This is a genomic window from Rhodanobacter spathiphylli B39 (genome assembly GCF_000264295.1).
GTDB classification, from domain to species: Bacteria; Pseudomonadota; Gammaproteobacteria; order Xanthomonadales; family Rhodanobacteraceae; genus Rhodanobacter; species Rhodanobacter spathiphylli.
The window spans coordinates 25067-49033 of sequence record NZ_AJXT01000050.1 but is presented as its reverse complement, the minus strand read 5'-3'; the positions used below and the strand labels follow the sequence as shown (position 1 = coordinate 49033).

20 protein-coding genes are annotated in these 23967 nt (G+C 67.4%); all 20 read left to right on the top strand.

Annotated features, from left to right (window positions below; genetic code table 11):
* Positions 1–15: 15 nt before the first annotated feature.
* The 20 genes from hemP to UU7_RS15845 all read left to right on the top strand — a co-directional run bounded on the left by hemP (position 16) and on the right by UU7_RS15845 (position 23779).
* Complete coding sequence (gene hemP, locus UU7_RS15940; RefSeq protein ID WP_040673598.1) at positions 16–222, top strand: hemin uptake protein HemP; 207 nt, start codon at positions 16–18, stop codon at positions 220–222.
* Positions 223–321: 99 nt separating this feature from the next.
* On the top strand, positions 322–903 hold the full coding sequence (locus UU7_RS15935) for a hypothetical protein (protein WP_007810097.1): 582 nt from the start codon (positions 322–324) through the stop codon (positions 901–903).
* A gap of 185 nt (positions 904–1088) precedes the next feature.
* On the top strand, positions 1089–2360 hold the full coding sequence (locus UU7_RS15930; RefSeq protein WP_007810095.1) for an efflux RND transporter periplasmic adaptor subunit: 1272 nt from the start codon (positions 1089–1091) through the stop codon (positions 2358–2360).
* A 148-nt stretch (positions 2361–2508) separates the two neighbouring features.
* Positions 2509–3228 (top strand): ABC transporter ATP-binding protein, encoded by a 720-nt coding sequence (locus UU7_RS15925; protein WP_007810092.1) that lies wholly within the window; start codon positions 2509–2511, stop codon positions 3226–3228.
* A gap of 100 nt (positions 3229–3328) precedes the next feature.
* Positions 3329–4642 carry an ABC transporter permease gene (locus UU7_RS15920; RefSeq protein WP_007810090.1) on the top strand — a complete coding sequence of 438 codons (1314 nt, stop codon included), beginning with the start codon at positions 3329–3331 and terminating at the stop codon, positions 4640–4642.
* Positions 4643–4647: 5 nt separating this feature from the next.
* Positions 4648–5886 carry an ABC transporter permease gene (locus UU7_RS15915; protein WP_007810087.1) on the top strand — a complete coding sequence of 413 codons (1239 nt, stop codon included), beginning with the start codon at positions 4648–4650 and terminating at the stop codon, positions 5884–5886.
* A 55-nt stretch (positions 5887–5941) separates the two neighbouring features.
* Positions 5942–7264, top strand: a complete 1323-nt coding sequence (locus UU7_RS15910) for an ABC transporter permease (protein WP_007810085.1) — start codon at positions 5942–5944, stop codon at positions 7262–7264.
* A gap of 13 nt (positions 7265–7277) precedes the next feature.
* On the top strand, positions 7278–8537 hold the full coding sequence (locus tag UU7_RS15905) for an ABC transporter permease (RefSeq protein ID WP_007810084.1): 1260 nt from the start codon (positions 7278–7280) through the stop codon (positions 8535–8537).
* A 128-nt stretch (positions 8538–8665) separates the two neighbouring features.
* Positions 8666–9964 carry an ABC transporter permease gene (locus UU7_RS15900; protein WP_007810082.1) on the top strand — a complete coding sequence of 433 codons (1299 nt, stop codon included), beginning with the start codon at positions 8666–8668 and terminating at the stop codon, positions 9962–9964.
* 1 nt (position 9965) lies between these two features.
* Complete coding sequence (locus UU7_RS15895) at positions 9966–11189, top strand: ABC transporter permease (protein ID WP_007810080.1); 1224 nt, start codon at positions 9966–9968, stop codon at positions 11187–11189.
* Between the two features lie 107 nt (positions 11190–11296).
* Positions 11297–12616: an ABC transporter permease gene (locus tag UU7_RS15890; RefSeq protein ID WP_007810078.1), complete on the top strand. Its 1320-nt coding sequence runs from the start codon at positions 11297–11299 to the stop codon at positions 12614–12616.
* Positions 12617–12701: 85 nt separating this feature from the next.
* A complete protein-coding gene (locus UU7_RS15885; RefSeq protein WP_007810076.1) occupies positions 12702–13916 on the top strand; it encodes an ABC transporter permease in 1215 nt (404 codons plus the stop codon).
* A gap of 107 nt (positions 13917–14023) precedes the next feature.
* Positions 14024–15217 carry an alpha/beta fold hydrolase gene (locus tag UU7_RS15880; protein ID WP_007810074.1) on the top strand — a complete coding sequence of 398 codons (1194 nt, stop codon included), beginning with the start codon at positions 14024–14026 and terminating at the stop codon, positions 15215–15217.
* Between the two features lie 58 nt (positions 15218–15275).
* On the top strand, positions 15276–16589 hold the full coding sequence (locus tag UU7_RS15875; protein ID WP_007810073.1) for an ABC transporter permease: 1314 nt from the start codon (positions 15276–15278) through the stop codon (positions 16587–16589).
* A gap of 11 nt (positions 16590–16600) precedes the next feature.
* Positions 16601–17833 carry an ABC transporter permease gene (locus UU7_RS15870; RefSeq protein WP_007810072.1) on the top strand — a complete coding sequence of 411 codons (1233 nt, stop codon included), beginning with the start codon at positions 16601–16603 and terminating at the stop codon, positions 17831–17833.
* A gap of 61 nt (positions 17834–17894) precedes the next feature.
* A complete protein-coding gene (locus UU7_RS15865; protein WP_007810071.1) occupies positions 17895–19214 on the top strand; it encodes an ABC transporter permease in 1320 nt (439 codons plus the stop codon).
* A gap of 15 nt (positions 19215–19229) precedes the next feature.
* The gene (locus UU7_RS15860; protein ID WP_007810070.1) at positions 19230–20465 is read left to right on the top strand and encodes an ABC transporter permease; all 1236 of its coding nucleotides are present in this window, start codon (positions 19230–19232) and stop codon (positions 20463–20465) included.
* A gap of 85 nt (positions 20466–20550) precedes the next feature.
* Entirely contained in the window at positions 20551–21897 is a 1347-nt protein-coding gene (locus UU7_RS15855) for a sigma-54-dependent transcriptional regulator (RefSeq protein WP_007810069.1), read from the top strand.
* Between the two features lie 135 nt (positions 21898–22032).
* Positions 22033–22362 carry a hypothetical protein gene (locus UU7_RS15850; protein WP_007810068.1) on the top strand — a complete coding sequence of 110 codons (330 nt, stop codon included), beginning with the start codon at positions 22033–22035 and terminating at the stop codon, positions 22360–22362.
* 31 nt (positions 22363–22393) lie between these two features.
* On the top strand, positions 22394–23779 hold the full coding sequence (locus UU7_RS15845) for a sensor histidine kinase (RefSeq protein WP_007810067.1): 1386 nt from the start codon (positions 22394–22396) through the stop codon (positions 23777–23779).
* The last annotated feature ends 188 nt before the right edge of the window (positions 23780–23967 follow it).

Here is a 23967-nt window from a genome sequence, read left to right as displayed (position 1 = left end):
TTCGTGGATTTGCCCATGTCCGTCCCGTCACTGAGCCACTCCATGCCGTCCCGGTCGATCCAGCGGCCGGTGTTGGCGTTGCCCGCCACGTCGCCGGCGGCTGCGCGGCGTGTTTCCAGCCACACGCTGCTGGAAGGCGAGCGCGAGCTGGTGATCCAGCACCAGGGCAGCGAGTACCACCTGCGCCTCACCCGCAACGACAAGCTGATCCTGACCAAGTAGTCCCGCGTCGTCCGCGTCCGGCGGGCGGCGCCCATCTTCCCAGCCTCAGCCAGCGCGTCGCTTGCGGCGCCCGCCGGGCCATTCCGCCCGAGGTGATCGATGTTCGTTCCGTCAGCGCATCGGCTGCAGGATCTGCGGCGCGTCAAGCCGGCCCCGGCCATCCATTGGCGCTGCCTGCCCACGACGCCGGCGCAGCTGGTCGAGCGCCTGCCCGAGCTGGGCAGCGTGCTCTACGTGCCGATGCGGCCCGACGGCGCGCCGCTGCGCGAATGGCCCCGCGGCCTGCTGGTCGACTTGATGCAGCTGGCGCCGCTGCTGCAGACGCGTAGCCTGGCCGCCGCCGGCACGATCACCAGCGAAGGTCCGCGCGAGTGGATCGAATGCCTGGATCGCGAAGGCCGCGGTTGTGCCCGCCTGCATCTGTTGCCGGACACCGACTACCTGGCGTGGGATCGATTGCTCGATCACGGTTGGGCGACGCCGGGAAATCGACCTTCGCGCCGGCTGCGCCAGCCGCGTCCGGTGTACGCGAAGGTGCTGCGCTTCCACGCCCGCAGGCTGGGCGGCCTCGTCGTGCTGGGCGCCGAATCGTACCTGCCGATCTCGCCGCTGGGCCGGCAAGTCGCCGGCCAGATCGCACAGGCCGAGGCGGTGCCACTGCAACTGGCCAGCAGCGACTAGCTCGCGAAAGCCGCGGGTCCCGCATGTTCGTCCGACCGTCCGTCGAGTGTCCGCGGACACCGGAGATGGTCGCGTGGTGTTGCGGAAGTCATTGAAGAATTTCGAATATTTCTTCGTGTCGACGGTGGCACGTGGATTGCATCGACCTGCCTGCAACCGCGCTGTCCGCGGTCAGGAACGGCATGATGATTCGCGACACTTCTGCGCAGGACAAACTGGTCCAGGTCAAAACCCATCCCAGACGCCGGCTGATCCTGCTGGGCGCCGGCGTGCTGGTGCTGGCCCTGCTGGCCTGGCTGGCGCCAGGGATCAGCCGGATGTTCTCGGCCTCCGCGTCGGTGAGCAGTTCGCGGCTGGCGTTCGCCACCGTCGAACGCGGCCCGTTCGTGCGCGACATCGCCGCCGAAGGCAAGGTGGTCGCGGCGGTCAGCCCGACCCTGTACGCCACTTCCGGTGGTGCGGTCACGCTGAAGGTGCACGCCGGTGACACGGTGAAGATCGGCCAGGTGCTGGCGACCATCGTCAGCCCCGAGCTGACCAACAAGCTGGCGCAGGAACAGAGCAACGCCGACGCGATGGAAGTGGATTACCAGCGCGCGCAGATCGACGCGCGCAAGAAGCGCGGCGAACTGCAGAAGGCGTTCGACAACGGCAAGATCGACGAGCAGGCCGCCGAGCGCGATCTCGATCGCAACCAGAAGGCGTTCGCCAAGGGTGCCGTGCCGGGGATGGACGTGGACCGTGCCAAGGACGCGCTGCAGAAGGCGAAGATCACCCTGCAGCATGCGCAGGCGGATCTGGGCATGGACAACGCCAGCCTCAACTTCGACATCCAGTCGAAGAAGCTTGCGCACGAGCGCCAGCTGCTGCTGGTGAAGGACCTGCAGCGCCAGGTCGACGACCTCAACGTGAAGTCGCCGGTGGATGGCCAGGTCGGCCAGCTGTTCATCGCCGAGCGCGCCACCGTGGCGAAGGATGCCCAGTTGCTCAGCGTGATCGACCTGTCCGCGCTGCAGGTGGAGATGCAGGTGCCGGAAAGCTTCGCCCGCGACCTGGGCATCGGCATGGCCGGCGAGATCAGTGGCAACGGCCACACCTGGAAGGGCCTGGTCAGCGCGATCTCGCCCGAAGTGGTCAACGGCCAGGTCGCCGCCCGCCTGCGCTTCGAGGGCGAGACGCCGAAGCAGCTGCGCCAGAACCAGCGTCTGTCGGTGCGCGTGCTGCTGGACAAGCGCGACAACGTGCTGACCGTGCAGCGCGGCTCCTTCGTCGACGAATCCGGCGGCAGCTACGCCTACCTGGTGCGCGACGGCATCGCCAAGAAAACCCCGATCCGCGTCGGTGCCTCCAGCATCGACAAGGTGGAGATCCTCGAAGGCCTGAAGGAAGGCGACCGCATCGTGATCTCCGGTACCGACAGCTTCAAGAGCGCGGCCACGGTCGCGATCAGCAACTGACGATTTTCTCCCTCCCCTGCGTGCAGGGGAGGGCTGGGGTGGGGTCGCTCTTCATCACGCAAGATCAAAAGCGTCACCCCCTCCCAGCCTCCCCCTGCGAAACAGGGGGAGGGGCAGAACATCACCACCACCACCAAAGGACGTAACCATGCTGAAGATGACCCACCTGTCCAAGGTCTACCGCACCGAAGTGGTGGAGACCTATGCGCTGCGCGATTTCAACATCGACGTGAAGGAGGGCGAGTTCGTCGCCGTCACCGGTCCCTCCGGCTCGGGCAAGACCACCTTCCTTACCATTGCCGGCCTGCTGGAAACCTTCACCGGCGGCGAGTACCACCTCGACGGCATCGAGGTGAGCAACCTCAACGACAACGCCCGTTCGAAGATCCGCAACGAGAAGATCGGCTTCATCTTCCAGGCGTTCAACCTGATCCCCGACCTCAACGTGTTCGACAACATCGAGGTGCCGCTGCGCTATCGCGGCATGAAGGCGGCCGAACGCAAGCAGCGCATCATGGAATCGCTGGAGCGTGTCGGCCTCGCCTCGCGCGCCAAGCACTACCCGGCCGAACTCTCCGGCGGCCAGCAACAGCGCGTGGCGATCGCCCGTGCGCTGGCCGGCAGCCCACGCCTGCTGCTGGCCGACGAACCGACCGGCAACCTGGACACCCAGATGGCCCGCGGCGTGCTCGAACTGCTCGAGGAGATCCACCGCGACGGCGCCACCATCGTGATGGTCACGCATGACCCCGAGCTGGCCGCCCGCGCCCAGCGCAACGTGCACATCATCGACGGCCAGGTGGTCGAGCTGTCCGAGGACCCGCGCTTCCACAGCGTGCACGCGGTCGCTGACGGGGCGCATGGCTGAGAGGCAGGGAATGGGAAGGGGGAATCGTTGAGGGCAGATGCTCGCGAGGCCGCCGCTTTCCCATTCCCGATTTCCCATCCTTCATTCCCGGAACCCAAGCATGTTCGCCTACTACCTTCAACTCGGCCTGCGCAGTCTTCGGCGCAACCCCATGCTCACCGCGCTGATGGTGATGGCGGTGGGTTTTGGCGTGGCCGCGTCGATGATCACGTGGTCGGTGTTCCGTGCGGTGTCGGGTGATCCGATCCCGGGCAAGTCCTCGCAGCTGTACACGGTGCTGGTCGACAACCGGGGCCCCCAGTACAACGACAACGGCGAGCCGCCCGAGGCGCTCACCTATACCGATGCCACTGCCCTGGTCGCTGCGCACAAGGCCGCCCACCAGACGCTGTTCTTCAACGTCGCGCCGTCTGTGCTGCCCGAAGGCAACCAGAGTCTGCCATTCATCGCCGACGGCTACGCCACCAACGCCGACTTCTTCAACATGTTCGAGGTGCCATTCGAGTACGGCGGCGCCTGGCGTGCCGGTGACGACGACGGCCGCGCCGCCGTGGCGGTGATCAGCCACGAGCTCAACCAGCAGCTCTTCAACGGCGCCAACAGCGTGGGCCGCGAGATCACCATGGATCGGCACAGCTACCGCATCGTCGGAGTGACTGCGCACTGGGATCCGAAGCCGCGCTTCTACGACCTGTTCAGCCACAACGCCTTCGGCGATCCGGTGCAGCTGTACCTGCCGTTCACCCGCGCGATCGATGTGGCAATGGACACCTCCGGGCGCAACAACTGCGGCAGCAACACGGATTTCGGTGTCGGCCGCGAAGCCTGGCTGCACGGCGAATGCGTGTGGGTGCCGGTGTGGGTGGAGCTGCCCGACCCGGCCGCCGCGACCGGCTACCGCGAATTCCTGACCCATTACGCCGCCGAGCAGCAGCGCGCCGGCCGCTTCCACTGGGCGCCGAACGTGCGCCTGCGCGGCGTCAACGACTGGCTCGACTACGAACGGGTAGTGCCGCCGGAAAGCCGCATCTCGCTGATGGTGGCGCTGGGCTTCTTCGCGATCTGCATGGTCAACACGATCGGCCTGCTGCTGGCCAAGTTCATGCGCCGCGCCGCCGAGATCGGCGTACGCCGCGCGCTGGGCGCGCCGCGGCGCGAGATCTACCGCCAGTTCCTGATCGAGGCGGCCGCCGTGGGCCTGGCCGGCGGCGTGCTCGGCTTGCTGCTCACCGCACTGGGCATGTTCGGCGTGGGCCTGCTGTTCGAGCCGGAGATCGCCCGGCTTGCGCATCTCGACTTGTCGCTGGTGGCGACGACCCTGCTGGTGGCGATCGCGGCCACCGTGCTGGCCGCGTTCTATCCCACCTGGCGCGCCGCGCAGGTGCAGCCGGCCTGGCAGCTGAAGAGCAATTGAGGGCGATGACGATGCAGATCCGACCCATCCTCGCCGCGATGCGCCATCACAAGGCCGGCACCGTGCTGATCGCGCTGCAGATCGCCCTGACCCTCGCCATCGTCTGCAATGCGCTGTTCATCATCCAGCAACGCATCACGCGCATGTCACGTCCCAGCGGAGTGAGCGAGAGCAACCTGTTCGTGATCCGCAGCGATTGGGCCGACAAGTCCGACACGCAGCGCATCGACGCGCAGATGCAGGCTGACCTGATCGCCCTGCGCCAGCTCGGCAGCGTGCAGGACGCGGCCTCGACCAACAGCTTTCCGCTGCGTGGCACCGGCTGGGACAACTACATCAAGCTGCAACCTGACCAGCCCAGGATGACCACCGACTCGGCGATCTTCTTTTCCGACGACCACACGCTGGCCACGCTGGGCACGCGCCTGATCGAGGGACGCAATTTCACCGCCAGCGAAGTCGCCGCGCAGAAGCCCCGCGACGCGATGCACGCCGCCCAGGTGATCATCAGCAAGGACCTGGCGCGGCGGTTGTTCCCGCAGGGATCGGCGCTGGGCAAGACCATCTATGTGTCGATGGGCCAGGCGCCATCCACGGTGATCGGCGTCACCGACACCTTGCAGGCGCACATGACCGGCAGCTGGGCCGGCCCGTATGCGTACAACGCGGTGCTGATCCCGGCGCGGCTGTTGAACGACTACACCTACTACCTGGTCCGCGCGAAGCCCGGCCAGCTGGAGGCCGCGATGCGCGATGCGCCGAAGGCGCTGTTCGCGCAGAGCCGCATGCGCATCATCGACCACAAGGATGGCGTGATGAGCTTCGCCCAAGTGCGCCAGCGGGCTTACGAGCGTGACGTGGGCATGGCGATCCTGATGGGCATCATCAGCGTGGTGCTGCTGGCGATCACTGCCGCCGGCATCGTGGGCCTGACCAGCTTCTGGGTCGGCCAGCGGCGCAAGCAGATCGGCGTGCGCCGTGCGCTGGGCGCCACCCGCGGCGACATCCTCAGCTACTTCCTCACCGAAAACCTGCTGATCGGGATTGGCGGCGTGCTGGCCGGTGCGGTGCTGGCGATCGGCATCAACCTGTGGATGGTGACCCAGTTCGAAATGGCGCGGTTGTCGCTGGCCTATGTGGTGGCCGGGGTGGCGGCGTTGCTGGTGCTTGGCCAGGGCGCGGTGCTGGCCCCGGCGCTGCGTGCTTCGCGCGTGTCGCCGGTGGAGGCGACACGGAGCGTGTGAGTTCTCATTTCCTCCCTGCAGGGCAGGGGAGAAGACAAACCTCGGAGTGAACGGAATGCTTGCCTACTACCTCGAACTGGCCCTGCGCAGCCTGAAACGAAGTCCCGGCCTGACCGCGCTGATGGTGCTGGCGATCGGCTTCGGCGTGGCCGCGTCGATGACCACCTGGTCGGTGTTCCGCGCCGTGTCGGGCGATCCGATCCCGTGGAAGTCGTCGCAGCTGTTCGTGCCGCAGATCGACGCATGGGGGCCGAAGGGGCACCGCGGCGGCGACGACAACGAGCCGCAGGACGCGATGAACTACACCGACGCGATGGCGCTGATGCGCGACCACCGCGCGAAGCGTCAATCGGCGATGTACCAGATCTCGCCTTCGGTGGTGCCGGCGCAGGCCGGCAAGCATCCGCTCAACGTGGGCGGACACGCCGTCTACAGCGAGTTCTTCCCGATGCTCGACGCGCCGTTCCTGTACGGCAGCGGCTGGGATGCGCAGGACGACGCGCAGCGCGCGGCGGTGGTGGTGATCAGCAGCAAGCTCAACGAAAAGCTGTTCGGCGCGGTCAACAGCGTGGGCAAGACGGTGAACATCGAGGGCAAGGACTACCGCGTGGTCGGCGTGCTGGACAACTGGAATCCGCAGCCGCGCTTCTACGACGTGGTCAACACCGGCGGCTTCAGCGAGCAGGTCGAGGACGTGTTCATTCCCTTCGAGCGCGCCATCGCCGTGGGCATCCCCAATGACGGCAACACCAACTGCAGCGAAACGCCGAAGGAGTCGGGCTTCGTCGGCCTGCAGCAATCCAGCTGCATCTGGATTGCCTACATGGCCGAGCTGGAAGACGCTGCCGCGGTGACCGCCTATCGCCAGTATCTGGACGGCTATGCGCGTGCGCAGCAGACGGCCGGCCGGTTCACCTGGGCGCCGAACAACAAGCTGCGCGACCTGCCGGCTTTCCTCGACCATGAGCAGGTCGTACCCAGCGACACCAAGGTGTCGCTGCTGGTGGCGCTGGGCCTGCTGCTGGTCTGCCTGGTGAATACGGTGGGCCTGCTGCTGGCCAAGTTCCTGCGCCGCAGCGGCGAGATCGGCGTGCGTCGCGCGCTGGGCGCGCCGCGCAAGGCGATCTATCTGCAGTTCCTCACCGAGGCTGGCGTTGTCGGCCTGACCGGCGGCGTGCTGGGCCTGCTGCTTACGGGTGTCGGCGTGGCCAGCGTGGGCATGGTGTTGCCCAAGAGCATTTCCGATCTGGCGCGGCTCGACCTGTCCCTGCTCGTCGTCACCCTGGTGGTCGCCGTGCTGGCCACCCTGCTAGCCGGGCTTTACCCCACGTTCCGTGCATCACGCGTGCAACCCGCGTGGCAGCTCAAGAGCAATTGAAAGGACATTTCTCATGACCATGCATCCCATCCTCGCGGCACTGCGCAAGCACAAGGCCGGCGTGGTGCTGATCGCGCTGCAGATCGCGCTGACGTTGGCGATCGTCTGCAACGCGGTGTTCATCATCGGCCAGCGCATCGAGCGGGTGAACCGGCCGACCGGCCTGGACGAAAGCAACCTGTTCCTGGTCAGCCAGCAATGGGTGGGCGCGCCGAGCGGGGACGATGCCGCCAGCGTGGAAAAGCTCGACAGCCTGCAGCTGACCGATCTGGCGGCCCTGCGCGCGCTGCCGGGCGTGGCCTCGGTGGCGCCGATCAACTCGCTGCCGCTGCTCAACTCGTCGTGGAACGGCGCCGTCGACCACAAGCCCGGGGACACCAACGAGGGCAGCTTCCACGGCACCCGCACCACGTATTACTTCAGCGACGACCAGGCGCTCTCCACCCTGGGCCTGCGCCTGGTGGCAGGGCGCAACTTCACCGCCGCCGACGTGGGGCACCAGGGCTTCCGCGACAACAGCGAGCCGTCGGTGGTGATCCTGACCAGGGCACTGGCCGACAAGCTGTTCCCGAAGGGCGACGCGCTGGGCAAGGTGATCTATGTCAACGGCTCGACCAAGCCCACCACCATCATCGGCATGGTCGAGCGCATGCAGGTGCCCGGTACCGGCACCTGGACCAACAGCTTTGTATGGAACGCGACGCTGGTGCCAACCCGGATGGACGCGAACTTCTCGCGCTACGCGATACGGGCCAAGCCGGGCCAGCTCGATGCAGTGATGCGCGCGGTGACGCCGGCGCTGTACAAGGCCAATCCCATGCGCGTGCTGGATGACGACAGCGTGCGCTCGTTCGCCCAGATCCGCGACAAGGCCTACCAGGCCGATCGCGGCATGGCGATCCTGATGGGCGTGGTCGCGCTGATCCTGCTGTGCGTCACCGCCGCCGGCATCGTCGGCCTGACCAGTTTCTGGGTCGGCCAGCGCCATCGGCAGATCGGCGTGCGGCGCGCGCTGGGCGCCCGCAAGATCGACATCCTGCACTACTTCCAGATCGAGAACCTGCTGATCGCCGGCACCGGCGTGGTGATCGGCGTACTGCTGGCGCTGAGTCTGAACATGTGGCTGATGAGCCATTACGAGATGACCCGTATCCCCGTGCTGTACGTGCTGACCGGCGTGCTGGCGATGCTGGCGATCGGCCAGGCCGCGGTGTTCGTGCCGGCCCGCCGCGCGTCCAACGTGCCGCCGGTGGTGGCGACGCGGGCAGTGTGATCAACAAACGGGGAATGGGGAATCGGGAACAGGGAATCGGTAGAACAACAGCCGCCCGCCTTGGCCTTTCCCATTCTCCATTCTCCATTCTCCATTCTCCATTCCCACCTCCGAAGGAGACACCGAAGGTGTTTACCTACTACCTCGACCTCGCCCTGCGCAGCCTCAAGCGCAACAAGGCGCTCACCGCACTGATGGTGCTGGCGCTGGCGCTGGGCATCGGCGCCAGCATGACCACGCTGACCGTGTTGCACGTGCTGTCGGGCGATCCCTTGCCCGGCAAGAGTCATCAGCTGTTCTATCCGCAACTCGATCCGCAGGACATGGACGGCTACAAGCCGCAGGACGAGCCGCCGGAGCAGGTCAGCTGGATCGACGGCATGGCCCTGCTGCAGGCCAGGCGCGCCCACTTCCAGGCCTTGATGACCGGCGGCGCGGTGCCGATCCAGCCGGCGCAATCCTCGATCGATCCGTTCTTCGAGGACGCGCGCTATACCACGGCCGATTTCTTTCCGATGTTCGACGTGCCGTTTCTCTACGGGCAGGGCTGGAACGCGACCGACGACGAGGCCAGCGCCCATGTGGCCGTGCTCACCCGCGAACTCAACGAAAAGCTGTTCGGCGGCAAGGACAGCACCGGCCAGACCCTGCGCATGAACGACGTGGCGTTTCGCATCGTCGGCGTGCTGGACAGCTGGCGGCCGACGCCGCATTTCTACGATCTCAACACCGGCAGCTACTCCGCCGATGAGGGCGTGTTCGTGCCGCTGGCCACCGCCACCGACCTGAAGTTCGCCCGCAATGGTTCCACCGATTGCTGGGACAAGGGATCGAGCGAGAACATGAAAACCGCCACCTGCACCTGGCTGCAATTCTGGGTGCAGCTGGACACACCGGCCGAAGCCACCGCGTATCGGGAATTCCTGCTGAACTATTCGCGGGAGCAGAAGGCGCTGGGGCATTTCCAGCGGCCGCCCAATGTGCGCCTGCGCGACGTGATGGGCTGGCTGGACTACAACAAGGTGGTACCCAGCGACGTGCATCTGCAGGTGTGGCTGGCGTTCGGTTTCCTGCTGGTGTGCCTGGTCAACACCGTGGGCCTGATGCTGGCCAAGTTCCTGCGCCGCTCGGGCGAGCTCGGCGTGCGTCGTGCACTCGGCGCCTCGCGCCGATCGCTGTTTGCCCAGCTGCTGGTCGAAGCCGGTGCGGTGGGCCTGGTCGGCGGCGCCGGCGGCCTGCTGCTGGCCTTGCTCGGCCTGTGGCTGGTGCGCGGGCAGCCCTCGGATTACGCCGCGCTGGCCCACCTGGATCTGCCGATGCTGCTGGCCACCTTCGTCGCTGCCGTCATGGCCAGCCTGCTGGCCGGCCTGCTGCCGGCCTGGCGCGCCTGCCTGACTCCTCCCGCGCTGCAACTGAAGAGCAATTGACATGGACATCCTGCCCATCTTCTCGACCCTGCGCCGGCACAAGATCACGGCGCTGCTGCTGGTGCTGGAGATCGCGCTGACCTGCGCGATCGTCTGCAACGCCGTGTTCCTGATCAGCCAGCGCCTGCAGCGCACCGAGATGGCCAGCGGCGTGGCCGAGCACGAACTGCTGCAGGTGCAGGTCGCCAACATCGGCAAGCCCGCCAACGGCAAGTCGCGCGCCCAGGAAGACCTGGCGCTGCTGCGGCAGGTTCCCGGCGTGACCGCGGCGGCGCTGGTCAACCAGGTGCCGTTCACCAACAGCTCGTCGAACACCAGCATCAAGCTCGATCCCGCGCAGAAACTGCCCACGCTCAACGCCACCATGTACATGGGCGAGGGCCTGATCGCGAGCTTCGGCGCCCGGCTGGTGGCGGGGCGGGATTTCACCGCCGACGAATACCTGGACTACGACGACATGCGCAGCAATCCCGAGCTGCAGAACAAGGTCGGCTCGGTGGTGATCACCCAGGCCCTGGGCGAGCGCCTGTGGCCTGGCCAGAGCGCGCTGGGGCGGAACATCTACATGGGCGATACGTCGGTGCGCGTGATCGGCGTGGTGCAGTCGCTGATCCGGCCGTCGCTGTTCATGGGCGACGACGCGGCGCAGTGGACGATGGTCTTCCCCCTGCGATTGAGCGCGGCCAGCGCGTCGCGCTACGTGCTGCGCACGGCACCCGACCAGCGCCAGCAGGTGCTTTCGGAAGCGGCAAAGGTGCTGCGCAAGGCCGACCCGCACCGCATCGTCCTGAAGAAGGACACGCTGGACGACATCCGCGGCGCGTTCTTCCAGAACGATCGGGCGATGGCCGGCATCCTGGTCGGCGTCATCGCCGCGCTGCTGATCGTCACCGCGCTGGGCATCGTCGGCCTGGCCAGTTTCTGGGTGGCGCAGCGCCGCCGCACCATCGGCGTGCGCCGCGCACTGGGTGCGACCCGTCGCAACATCCTCAACTACTTCCAGACCGAAAACTTCCTGCTGGCCACCATCGGCATCGTGCTGGGCATGGTGCTGGCCTACGGCATCAACCTGTTCCTGATGACCCGCTACGAGTTGCCGCGCCTGCCGGGCATGTACTTCCCGATGGGCGCGATCGCGTTGTGGCTGATCGGACAACTGGCGGTGCTGGGACCGGCCCTGCGCGCGGCAGCCGTGCCGCCGGTGGTGGCGACGCGTTCGGTGTGACCAGCAAGCAGGGAATGGGGAATCGGGAATCGGTAGAGCGACAGCCGCCCGCCTTGGCCTTTCCCATTCTCCATTCCCCATTCCCACCTCCGAAGGAGACACCGAAGGTGTTTACCTACTACCTCGACCTCGCGCTGCGCAGCCTGAAGCGCAACCGCATGCTCACCGCGCTGATGGTGCTGGCGATCGCCGTCGGCATCGGCGCCAGCATGACCACGCTGACGGTGACGCACCTGCTGTCCGGTGATCCGTTGCCCGGTCGCAGCCAGCACATCTTCTATCCGCAGGTGGATGCCTCGCCGGCCGGTTACTCCAAGAGCGGGCCGCTGGACATGCTCGACTACCGCTCGGCGGTGGACCTGTGGAGCGCGCATCGCGCGGATCGGCAGGCCCTGATGGCGGGCAGCGAGGTCAAGGTGCGTGCGCCGGACACCACGCTGCCGCCCTTGATGGTGCCGATGCTGGCCACGACCTCCGACTTCTTTGCGATGTTCCAGGTGCCGTTCCAGTACGGCACCGCCTGGACGGCAGCCGACGCCGCCAGCCGTGCGCGCGTGGCGGTGATTTCCTCCGACCTCAACGACCGCCTGTTCGGCGGCGCCGACAGCGTGGGCAAGACCCTGCGCCTGAAAGACAGCGACGTGCGAATCGTCGGCGTGATGAAGAAGTGGCGACCCTCGCCGCTCTTCTACGACGTGCGCGCCGGGCGCTTCGCCGAAGGCCAGACCTCGTCGTTCTACGGCAAGCCGGAAGACGTGTTCATGCCGTTTTTCAGCGGGCTTGACGTCAACGACGGCAACTTCTGGCAGTTCACCTGCTGGGGTTCCGTTCCCAGGCCGGGGCATCTGCAGGATGCGCCGTGCGTCTGGGTCGGCTTGTGGGTGCAGCTGGATGACGCCGCCAAGGTGGCGGACTACCGCGCCTTCATCGCGAACTATGCGCAGCAGCAAAAGCAGCTCGGGCGTTTCGCCACCACCCAGACCCGCATGCCGGGCCTGATGGAGTGGCTGGTGTTCAACCATGTGGTGCCCAGCGACGTGAAGCTGCAGACCTGGCTGGCCTTTGCGTTCCTTGCCATCTGCCTGTTCAACATGATCGGCCTGCTGCTGGCCAAGTTCCTGCGTCGCAGCAGCGAAATCGGCGTGCGTCGCGCGCTGGGCGCCAGTCGTGGCGCGGTGTTCGCCCAGTGTCTGGTGGAGGCGGGCATGGTGGGCCTCGTCGGCGGCATCGGCGGCTGGCTGCTGACCTTGCTGGGTCTGTGGCTGGTGCGGCGGCAGCCCGTGGAATATGCCGATCTCGCCCATCTCGATCCCGGCATGTTCGGACTGACCTTCGCGCTCGCCGTCGCCGCCAGCCTGCTGGCCGGCCTGTTGCCCGCATTGCGCGCCAGCCGGATTGCGCCCGCGCTGCAGTTGAAGACGCTTTAGCGCGCCCTCCCTGCGCAAGAGCCCGGCCATCCCTGACCGGATTTTTCAGAAAGGACCGTTCTCACCAAGCATCAGGTAACGAGAAATGCAGATTCAACCGATACTCGCGGCGCTGCGCCGCCATCGTCTCGCCACCGCGCTGATCGCGCTGGAAATCGCGCTGGCGTGCGCGGTGCTGTGCAACGCCTGCTTCATCATTGCCCAGCGCGTCTCGGCGATGCACATCGTCAGTGGTGCGGATGAAGCGGCGCTCGCTTCGGTGCAGCTGACCGGCTACGACTCTGCCCAGGCAGCCGACGTGGACGCGCGGGCGCTCGCCGCGTTGCGCGCCGTGCCCGGCGTGGAATCGGTGTCGCCGATCAACTCCATACCGTTCGGCAGCCGCCGTGGTACCGCTGGAATTTCGACCGACGCGGCCGGCGAGCATTTTGGCGGCGTGATCGAGTTCTACGTGGGCGGTCCGGGCAGTCTTGAGGCACTCGGCGCCAAGGTCGTCGCCGGACGCGCGCCGCAACCCGACGATTTTCGGGCTTTCACCGGCTTCATGCCCGACGGCGGCAGCGTGCAGATCACCCGGGCGCTGGCCGAGCATTTGTGGCCGGGCGCCGATCCGCTGGGCAAGGAGTTCTGGTCACTGAAGTCACACTACCGCGTCGTCGGCGTGTTGAAGGATCTGGTCCGGCCCGATCCCACCGGGTGGACGCCGGAACAACGCCAGTGGTCGGTATTCCTGCCGGCGCAGCCGGGTCCCTACCTGACCGGCAGCTACCTGTTGCGGGCCAATCCGGGCGACATGCCGCGGGTCATGCGCGACGCACTCGCGGCGGTGGCCAAGGCGGTGCCGGAGGTGGTGATCGATCGGGAAGCCAGCCAGAGCGTGTCCGACCTGCGCCACGACGTCTTCAAGAACGACCGCGTGATGGCCGCGATGCTGGTCGGCGTGATCTTCGCGATGCTGATGGTCACCGCGCTGGGCATCGTCGGCCTGGCCAGTTTCTGGGTACAGCAGCGCCGTCGGCAGATCGGCATCCGTCGCGCCATCGGCGCCACCCGCCGCGACATCCTGCACTACTTCCAGACCGAGAATTTCCTGATCGTCGGCGGCGGGATCGCGCTGGGCATGGTGTTGGCATTCGCGCTGAACCTGGTGCTGATGAAGCACTACGAACTGCCGCGCCTGCCGCTGTACTACCTGCCTGTGGCGGCGCTGGCGCTGTGGGTACTGGGCCAGCTGGCCGTGCTGGGTCCGGCGTTGCGTGCGGCGGCGGTGCCGCCGGTCGTGGCGACGCGGAGCGTGTGACCGTGTGGCTGTCTTCGCACGCTGCCATGACGGCGCCGCTCGGCGGCGATCCACCGCATTCAATTTGTTTCGACGTGGCATTCAATTTGTTTCGACGTGGAGTTTCGATGAGCATGTTCCGTACCGCATTCCTGCTCCTGGCGATGGCCGCGCTGGGCGCGCCGTGGCGCGATGCATCGGCCGTCCAGGCGACGGCCGCCTCGTCCGCCGCACCTGTCGCGTCCTCCGGCGCTGCAGCGGAGATGATTTCGCGCGCCGAAGTCAGCCGCATCATCGGCAACACCCGCAGGATCGTCTCGCCGAACGGGGTGGACGAACGCATCAAGCTGCGCATCGGCGGCATCGACCAGTGGCTGTCGATCCGCGGACGCGACCGGCGCAATCCGATCCTGCTGTTCCTCCACGGTGGCCCCGCCGCGGTGACGATGCCGGCCAGCTACACCTTCCAGTCGCCGTGGGAGGACTTCTTCACCGTCGTGCAATGGGACCAGCGCGGTGCGGGCAAGACCTACGCTGCCAACACCGAGCAGCAGATGTCGCCGGGCATGACCATCGAAGGCATGACCGACGATGCGGCGCAGGTCGTGCAGTACCTGCGCCAGCATTACGGCAAGCGGAAGATCTTCCTGCTCGGTCATTCCTGGGGCACGGTGCTGGGCACGCGGCTGGCCCGGCAGCATCCGGACTGGTTCCATGCCTATATCGGCGTGGGCCAGGTGGTGAACGTGCGCAGGAACGAGGAGATCGGCTTCGCCTTCGCCCTGCGTGCGGCAAAGGCCGACCACAACCCGCAGGCCGTGCGCGAGCTGGAGGCGCTGATGCCCTACCCGGGCACGGTGCCGATGACGCTGCAGCGCATCGGCACGCGCAGCAAGTGGGAGACCTACTACGGCGGCCTCACTCATGGCCGCAAGGACTTCTCCTATGAGGCCGATGCCGAGGGTCTCTCGCCCGACTACGACCAAGCCGGACTCGACGCGATCGGCAAGGGCAGCGTGTACACGCTCAACCACCTGTTGCAGCCGCTGCTCGACGTGGATCTCGATGACATGACGGACTTCGGTTGCCCGGTGATCCTGTTCGTCGGGCAGCACGACTACACCACCTCGCACGAACTGGCCGAGCAATGGTTCGGGCGCATCCACGCACCGTCTAAACACATGGTGCTGTTTGCCGACTCGGCGCACATGGTGATGCAGGAGCAGCCGGGCCGCTTCCTGATGCACCTGGTGACGGATGCGCTGCCATTGGCGCAGAAGCTCGGCGACGCGGCGCCGGCGGAGGTCACCCGCGGAGATTGAGGCGATACGCACGGCACCCATGCCGGTCGGCATGGGTGGGGAAACTCGAGGGAAGGGAATGTTCGGCTACTACCTGGATCTGGCACTGCGCAGCCTGAAGCGCAACAAGGTGCTTACCGCGTTGATGGTGCTGGCGATCGGCCTGGGCATCGGCGCCAGCATGACGATGATCACGGTGCTGCACGTGATGACCAACGATCCGCTGCCCGGGCGCAGCGCGACGTTGTTCACGCCGCACCTCGACCCGCTGCCGCTGGATTACAAGCATCGCAGCGATGGCCCCGACCCGACCGACAATCTCACCTGGCCGGATGCGATGGCCCTGCTCGAGGCGCATCTCGCCACGCGGCAGGCGGCGATGGCCGGTGGCTCGCTGCTGGTGCGCCCCGCGCGGGCGGACGTGCGTCCGTTCCGCGTGGATGGGCGTTATGCCACGGCGGACATCTTCGCGATGTTCGGCATCTCGTTCGAGCATGGACAGGGCTGGTCCGCCGCCGACGATGCCTCACGGACGCATGTGGTGGTGCTCGGCGAGACGCTGGATCGCAAGCTGTTCGGCAACAGCGGCGGCATCGGTCAGGTCGTGCGACTGGGCGAACACGACTTCCGCGTGATCGGCGTCACCGCCGACTGGCAGCCGCAGCCGATGTTCCATGCCGACCTGTCGGCGCAATCGTTTGGCGATGCGGATCAGTTCTTCCTGCCGTTGACCGCCGCGGTGGACCTGAAGTTGCCCACCAACGGGAATCAATCCGGCTGGGGCAAGGACGACGCCGCTGATTCCATGACCAGCGCCAACATGTCCTGGCTGCAATTCTGGGTGCAACTGCAAAGCCCCGGACAGGTGCAGGCGTATCGCCAGTTCCTGCTCGACTATTCTGCCCAGCAGAAGGCGCTGGGCCGTTTCCAGCGCCCGCCCACGGAGGCGAAGCTGTACAGCCTGATGGGCTGGCTGGCGCACCGCAACCTGGTGCCCACGGATGTGCGCCTGCAGCTGTGGCTGGCGCTGGGCTTCCTGTTCGTGTGCATCGTCAACATCATGGCCTTGCTGCTGGCAAAGTTCCTGCGCCGCAGCGGCGAGATCAGCGTGCGTCGCGCACTGGGCGCGCGACGGCGCGACATCTTCCTGCAACTGGGCATCGAGTCGGCGATGGTCGGCGTGGCCGGCGGCCTGTCCGGCTTGCTGATCGCCCAGCTCGGCCTGTGGAGCGTGCGCCATCGCCCCGACGACTATGCGCAACTGGCGCAGATGGACACGTCGATGCTGCTGGGCACGTTCGCGCTGGCGGTCGCCGCCAGCCTCCTGGCCGGCCTGTTGCCGACATGGCGCGCGTGTCGCGTGCCGCCCGCACTGCAACTGAAGGCCTTGTGAGGACATCCAGCATGGAACTGCGCCCGATACTCTCGACCCTGCGTCGACACAAACTTACCGCGACCCTGCTGGTGCTGCAGGCTGCCCTGACCTGCGCGATCGTCTGCAACGTGGTGTTCATGATCGCCAACCGCCTGCAGCGGATCAGCGTGCCGACCGGGATCGCCGAAAGCGAGCTGTCGGTGATCCCCAGCGCGAGCATCGAGGAGGGCGAGAATCCGCAGGCGCGGCATGCCGCGGACCTGGCTGCCCTGCGTGGCGTGCGCGGCGTGCAGTCGGCGGTGGCGGTCAGCTATTCGCTGCCGCTGGATCGCAGCGAGTCGTCCAGCGGCATCTGCCCCAGCAAGCAGGCGCTGGATCGGGCGATGCAGCTCAATACGATCGAAGGCAGCGGTTGCATGCAACCTGCCGTCTACGACGGCACCCCCGGCCTGGTCGGCACGCTGGGCCTGCACCTGGTCGCGGGACGCGACTTCCGGCCGGAAGACTACGTGAGCCAGGGCAAGCCCGCGGTGGCCATCGTCAGTCGCGCGCTGGCGCAACACCTGTATCCGGGCAAGCAGGCGCTGGGCCAGAGCATGTACGACGGCGACAACTACATTCGCATCGTGGGCATCGTCGACCGGTTCCTGCGCCCGAACCTGCGCTCGCCGGGGGTGGACGAGGACAGCATGATCTGGCCGCAGCTGCCGCCGGGCTCCGGCGTGCTCTACGTGCTGCGCACCGCCCCCGGCGATCGGGCGCGGGTTCTGCAGGAAGGTTCGGCGGAATTGCTGAAGCTCAACGCGAACCGGCTGATCAGTGCCGCCCGCACGCAGACCTACGAGGAGATCCGGGCGGCCTACTTCCAGCGCGACACCACCATGATCGGCCTGCTGCTGGCTTCGGCCCTGGGCCTGCTGTTCGTCACCGCGCTGGGCATTACCGGGCTGGCCAATTTCTGGGTGCAGCAGCGCACGCGCAGCATCGGCATCCGCCGTGCCATCGGCGCCACGCGCGGCGACATCCTGCGCTACTTCCAGACCGAGAATTTCCTGATCGTCGGCGTCGGCATCGCGCTGGGCATGCTGCTGGCCTTCCTGTTGAACGCGGAGCTGATGCAGCACTACGAACTGGCGCGCCTGCCGCTGTTCTATCTGCCGATGGGCGCGCTGGTGCTGTGGGGCCTGGGCCAGCTGGCGGTGCTGGGGCCGGCGTTGCGCGCGGCGGCGGTGCCGCCCGTCGTGGCGACGCGTTCGACATGAGCATGGAGTTGTTCACGATGGCACTGCCACGACAAGCGCCTTGCAAGCGGGGGATCGGCTGATGTTCCGCTACTACCTTGACCTGGCCTGGCGGCGTTGCCGGCAGGGGCCGTCGATGGTTCTGCTGCTGGTCCTGACCATGGCGATCGGGATCGCCTCGTGCATGACGGCGCTGACCATCTTCGGCGCGCTGTCCGGCGAGCCGTTGCCGGGCATCAGTCCGTATCTGCACGTGGTGACGATGGATGCCCGCCAAGCGGTCGACGCCAACAACAACGACTACGACAAGCCGGATGCCTATCTGAACCTGACGGATGCGAAGGCGCTGGTCGATGCGCAGCGGGCGCGCCAGCAGGTGGCGCTGGCGCAGAGCTATACGCTGGTCGGTCGCCCCGACGGCAAGCAGTCCGACCAGGTGCAGGGACTGCTGGCCCACGGTCCGCTGCTGGCGATGCTCGGCGTGCCGCTGCGCCATGGCCGGCCGTGGACCGCCGAGGAGCAGGCGGCGCAGGCACCGGTGGTGGTGATCGACAGCGAGCTGGCGCAGAAGCTGTTCGGCACGGAGGACGCGGTGGGCCGCAGCGTGTCGCTGGGCAGCGGCAGTTTCCGCGTGGTAGGGGTCAGCGCGCCGTGGAAGCCGCGCACGCAATTCCTCGACGTGCAGCGCAACCAGGGCAACGTGCTGGGCCAGCCGGAACAGTTCTTCGTGCCGGCGCAGGCGGCGCTGGCCGCGGGCGTGGGGCCGCTGACCGCGGGGGAATGCGGCAAGGGCGCGGCGGTCGTCAGCTTCCAGTCGGCCGAGGTGGACAAGTGCCGCTGGCTGGAGGTGTGGGTGGCGCTGGATACGCCGGCGACGGTGGCTGCGTATGACCGGTTCGTCGCGGGCTACGCCGATGCGCAGCATGCGGCCGGGCGCTTCGTGTATCCGCCGCAGGTCGCGCTGTACGGCGTGCCGTCGTGGATGAGCATGAACCACGTGGTGCCCGACGATGTCGGCCTCAACCTGGCGCTGGCCGGCGCCTTCCTGCTGCTGTGCCTGGTCAACGTGGCCGGCCTGCTGGCGGCGCGCTTCCTGCGCCGGCAGGCGGACGTGACGATTCGCCGTGCGCTGGGCGCGTCGCGGCGCGACGTGTTCGCGCAACACCTGGTCGAGACCGGCGTGCTCGGCCTGATCGGCGGCGCGCTGGCCTTGCCGCTGACCTGGCTGGGGTTGTGGATCGTGCGCATGCAGCCGGTGGCCTATGCCGACGCGGCGCACTTCAGTGTTTCGGCATTCGCCGCGCTGCTGCTGTTGTCGCTGGTCGTCGGCCTGGTGGTGGGCATCCTGCCGGCCTGGCGCGTGTGCCGCCAGCCGCCGGCCATGCAGATCAAGCTGGGCTAGGGGAACGCGATCATCATGCGACACATCATCCAACCGCTCTTTCGCCATCGCCTGATGCCGCTGCTGGTGCTGCTGCAGGTGGCGCTGGCCTGCGCGATCGCCTGCAATGCGCTGTTCCTGCTGCAGCAGCGACTGGTGCCGATCCTGGCGCCGGACGGCATCGGCCAGCCGGACAAGCTGGTCGTGGCGTGGAACATCGCCTCGCGCGGCAAGCCGTGGCCGCCGAGCCGGCTGCGCGAGGTGCAGGCGTCGCTGCGAGCCATTCCCGGCGTCGCCGCGGTGGGCCTGGCCGGTTCGCTGCCGATGGAGACCAGTGCCCAGATGAACGGTGACGTGATCGGCGAGGGGACCGGCATCCAGGCCGATGCGGCGGTCTACATCGGCGATCACCTGCGCGAGGCACTGGACCTGCAGCTGGTCGCCGGCCGCGATTTCAGCGCGACCGAGCAGGGCATCGACTACCGCGACATCGGCATCAACCAGAGTGGCCCGGCGATCATCACGCAGGCTCTCGCCGACCACCTGTTTCCCGATGGCCATGCCCTGGGCAAGGTGGTGCGGATCGGCCGGGACGCGGATGCGGCGCGGCGCACCGTGGTCGGCGTGGTCGAGCACCTGATGCGCAACAAGCTGGAGCAGGACAACCGCAGCAACATCGACTACAGCATGCTTTTCCCCGGCGTGCCCGGGCAGTGGCCGATGCCGGTGTTCGCCGTGCGGGCGGGGGTGGAAGGCGATGCCGAGCGCGTGCGCCAGGCCGTCAAGGCCACCATCACGCGCGAGCTGGGCGTGGAGATGATCCAGGGCTTCGAGCCCACCTACCAGATGTACGCCGACATGCGCGCGAACATGCTGGCCAAGTCGAAGGCGGCGGTGTGGCTGCTGTCCGGGGTCAGCCTGGTGGTGCTGATCGTGGCCCTGGTGGGCATCATGGGGCTGACCGGCTACTGGGTGCAGCAGCGCACGCGGCAGATCGGCATCCGCCGCGCACTGGGCGCGCGCCGCGTCGACATCCTGCGCCAAGTGCAGATCGAGAACCTGCTGGTGGTGGGTGCCGGCATCGTGCTCGGCATGCTGCTGGCCTATGCGGTGAACCTGTGGCTGATGCGCCACTACGAGTTGTCGCGTCTGCCGTGGATCTACCTGCCGTTCGGCGCGGCGCTGATGCTGGTGCTGGGTCAGCTGGCGGTGCTGGCGCCTGCGCGTCGCGCCGCCGCGGTGCCGCCGGTGGTGGCGACCCGGTCGGCATGAAGCCGGTCCCGGGTGTACGCATGACCATGGTCATGGCAACCTTTATCGCTGGAGCGGCATCCATGTCCGCATGTGCAGAAAAAAGATGACACGTACCGTACTGATCATCGACGACAACCCGGCCGTGGGCGAGGCGCTGTCGCTGGCGTTGTCGTTGCACGAGATCCGCGCGCTGGTGGCGCTGACCCCGGACGAGGGGCTGGCGCTGCTGCAGCGCGAAGCGGTCGACGTGGTGATCCAGGACATGAACTTCACCGCCGACACCACCTCGGGCGAGGAGGGCGTGGAGCTGTTCCGTGCGATTCGCGAGCAGCATTCCGACTTGCCGGTGATCCTGCTGACCGCGTGGACGCACCTGGAAACCGCGGTGGAACTGGTCAAGGCCGGCGCCGCCGATTACCTGGCCAAGCCGTGGGACGACAACAAGCTGCTGGCCACGGTAGAGAACCTGCTGGAACTGTCCGAGTCCACCCGCGAGGTGAACCGGGGCCGCCGCGAGCGGCGCCAGCGACGCGAGATGCTGCAGAAGAAATACGACCTGGACAGCCTGGTGTTCGCCTCCGAGGCGATGGCCCGCACGCTGGACCTGGCCTGCCAGGTGGCGCGCTCGGACGTGTCGGTGCTGATCACCGGTCCGAACGGCACCGGCAAGGAGCGCATCGCGGCGATCATGCACGCGAACTCGGCGGTGAAGCGCGGGCCGTTCGTGGCGGTGAATTGCGGCGCGTTGCCGGGCGAGCTGATCGAGGCCGAGCTGTTCGGCGCCGAGGCCGGCGCGTACACCGGCGCCAACAAGGCGCGCGAAGGGCGTTTCGAACTGGCCGATGGCGGCACCCTGTTCCTCGACGAGATCGGCAACCTGCCGCTGCCGGGCCAGATGAAACTGCTGCGCGTGCTGGAGACCGGCCAGTTCGAGCGGCTCGGCTCGGGCAGGACGCGGCAGGCGAAGGTGCGCGTGCTGTCGGCGACCAATGCCGATCTCAAGGCGATGATCCAGGCCGGCACCTTCCGCGAGGATCTGTACTACCGGCTCAACGTGATCGAGGTGAACCTGCCGCCGCTGGCCGAGCGCAACGACGACATCCTGCCGCTGGCCGAATTCTTCCTGGACGGCCGCGCCGAACTGGGCGAAGCGGCGCGTGACGCCTTGCTGGGCTATCCGTGGCCGGGCAACGTGCGCGAACTGAAGAACGCGATCGAGCGCGCCGCCCTGCTGGCCGGTGGCAACCTGATCACGCCGGAACTACTCAACCTGCCGCAGCACGTGACCGCCGCGGCCGCGCGCAATCTCGACGAGCCCAGCCGCGAGACGGTGGAGGCGGCCCTGCACAAGGCCGGCGGCGTGGTCAGTCGCGCCGCGCAGAACCTGGGCCTGTCGCGCCAGGCGCTGTATCGGCGCATGGAGCGCTACGGCCTGGCGACCACGGCCTGAGCGGACGCGCGATGGAAGAAAACCACGGGAAGTGGTTTTCTTCACCGACTCCGAGCGTTGTTCCGTGATCGGCATGCTTGCTCTTGACCAGAAGGCGTAGAAAGATGGCGATCGGTATCCAGTTGGGGGAACGTCATGCGATATCGCCTGATCACATTCTTGTCGGCCGCGCTGATCGGCGGGGCGGCGATGGCGCAGACGCCACCCACGCTGCGCACCGACCTCAGCCTGCTGCCTGCGCCCAGCAGCAGTTCGCCGGACTATCGAGCCGGCTCGCTGGCGGTGCCGGGCGACGGCAACAGCAGCCCGTTCCGCTTCAGCGACGGTCACGATGGCGAGGCGTGGAACAAGGCGCCGCCGCGGCCGATGGATCGCGACGCGGTGCTCGGCACCGAGCGCGCCTGGCTGGGCGGACGCCCGCCGCTGGACTGCGCGATGACTCCCCGCGACGCCAGGTGCCATTGATCGGGCGCTTTCCCCGCGAGGAGAACGGCCGATGTGGCGTCGCCTGAATTCGCTGCGCGGTCGGCTGACCCTGCTGCTGGCGGTAGCCGCCTTCGCCGGCGCCGCGATCTACGCGGGCGTGACCCAGTGGCCGCTGCCACAACTGCTGGTGTGGATGCGCAAGGACCTGGCCTTGTCCATCCGCGCGCCGATGCAGCTGGGCATCTATGGCGGCCTGCTGGCCAGCGCGATCGTGCTGTTGCCACTGGCGTTCTGGCTGGCCGGTCGGGTGATGGCGCCGGTCAGCCGCCTGCTGCGCGCGCTGGAAGGCGCGGTGGCCAGTTATCGCGACGGCGACTTCAGCTTCTCCATCGCGATCGATCGGCGCGACGAACTCGGTGAGCTGATCCGCATGCACAACGCGTTGGGACAGACGCTGCGCGAGCAGCGCCAGCACCTGGTGCAGCGCGAATTGCTGCTGGACACGGTGGTGCAGAACACCCCGGTGGCCCTGGTGCTGACCGATTCGTCCGGTCGGGTCGCCTACGCCAACATCGCGTCGCGACATCTTTTCAACGATGGCCGCAGCCTGCACGGACTGGATTTCGCCGCGTTGCTGGTGGATGCCCCGGAGGCCCTGCGCAAGGCCGTGGAGACCGGCGAGGACGCCCTGCTCAGCGTGGAGATGGAAGGCAGCGAGGAAATCTTCCACCTGTCGCAGCGTGCGTTTCGTCTGCAGGGGCGCCCGCATCGGCTGCACCTGTTTCGGCGCATGACGCGCGAATTGTCGCGGCAGGAAGTGGCGACGTGGAAACGGGTGATCCGGGTGATCAGCCACGAGCTCAACAATTCGCTGGCGCCGATCACCTCGCTGTCGCACTCCGGGGCGGAACTGGCCCGGCGCGGCCAGCTCGATCGGCTGCCCGGCGTGTTCGCCACCATCGGCGAACGCGCGCTGCACCTGCATCGTTTCATCGCCGGCTATGCCAGCTTCGCCAAGCTGCCCACGCCGCAACCGGTGAGCGTGGTGTGGCAGCCTTTCCTGGACGGCCTGGCACTGCATTGCCAGTACCGCTTGGCCACCGCCGTGCCCGAGCAATCCGGGCATTTCGACGCGGTGCAGATCGAGCAGGTGCTGATCAACCTGATCAAGAACGCGCACGAGTCCGGCGGCCCGGAAGACGAAGTCACGCTGTCCCTGCTGGAAGTCGGCAACGAGCTGCGCATCGAGGTGGCCGATCGCGGTCCCGGCATGAGCGAGACGGTGCTGGCCCAGGCACTGCTGCCGTTCTACTCGACCAAGCGTTCCGGCACCGGCCTGGGCCTGGCGCTGGCCCGCGAGATCGCGGAGGCGCACGGTGGCCGCGTGCTGCTGGCCAACCGCGAGGGCGGTGGCCTGCGGGTGAGCCTGCGCCTGCCGCAGCTCGTGTCGAAATGACGCAAGGCCCCTGTTGAAGGCACCGCCGGAGACGATGTCGCGGCCGGCCGGACGGCGGGCGAGGACGCCGGGCGTCCCCGGGCATTGCCGGTTGCGGGCGCAGCCCGGCCTCCGGGAAAAGCGCGGCTTTCCCTTTGACTGCCTTCCGTCACCTGCTCGGGGTCATTGCGGTCGAGCCGCTTCTGAAA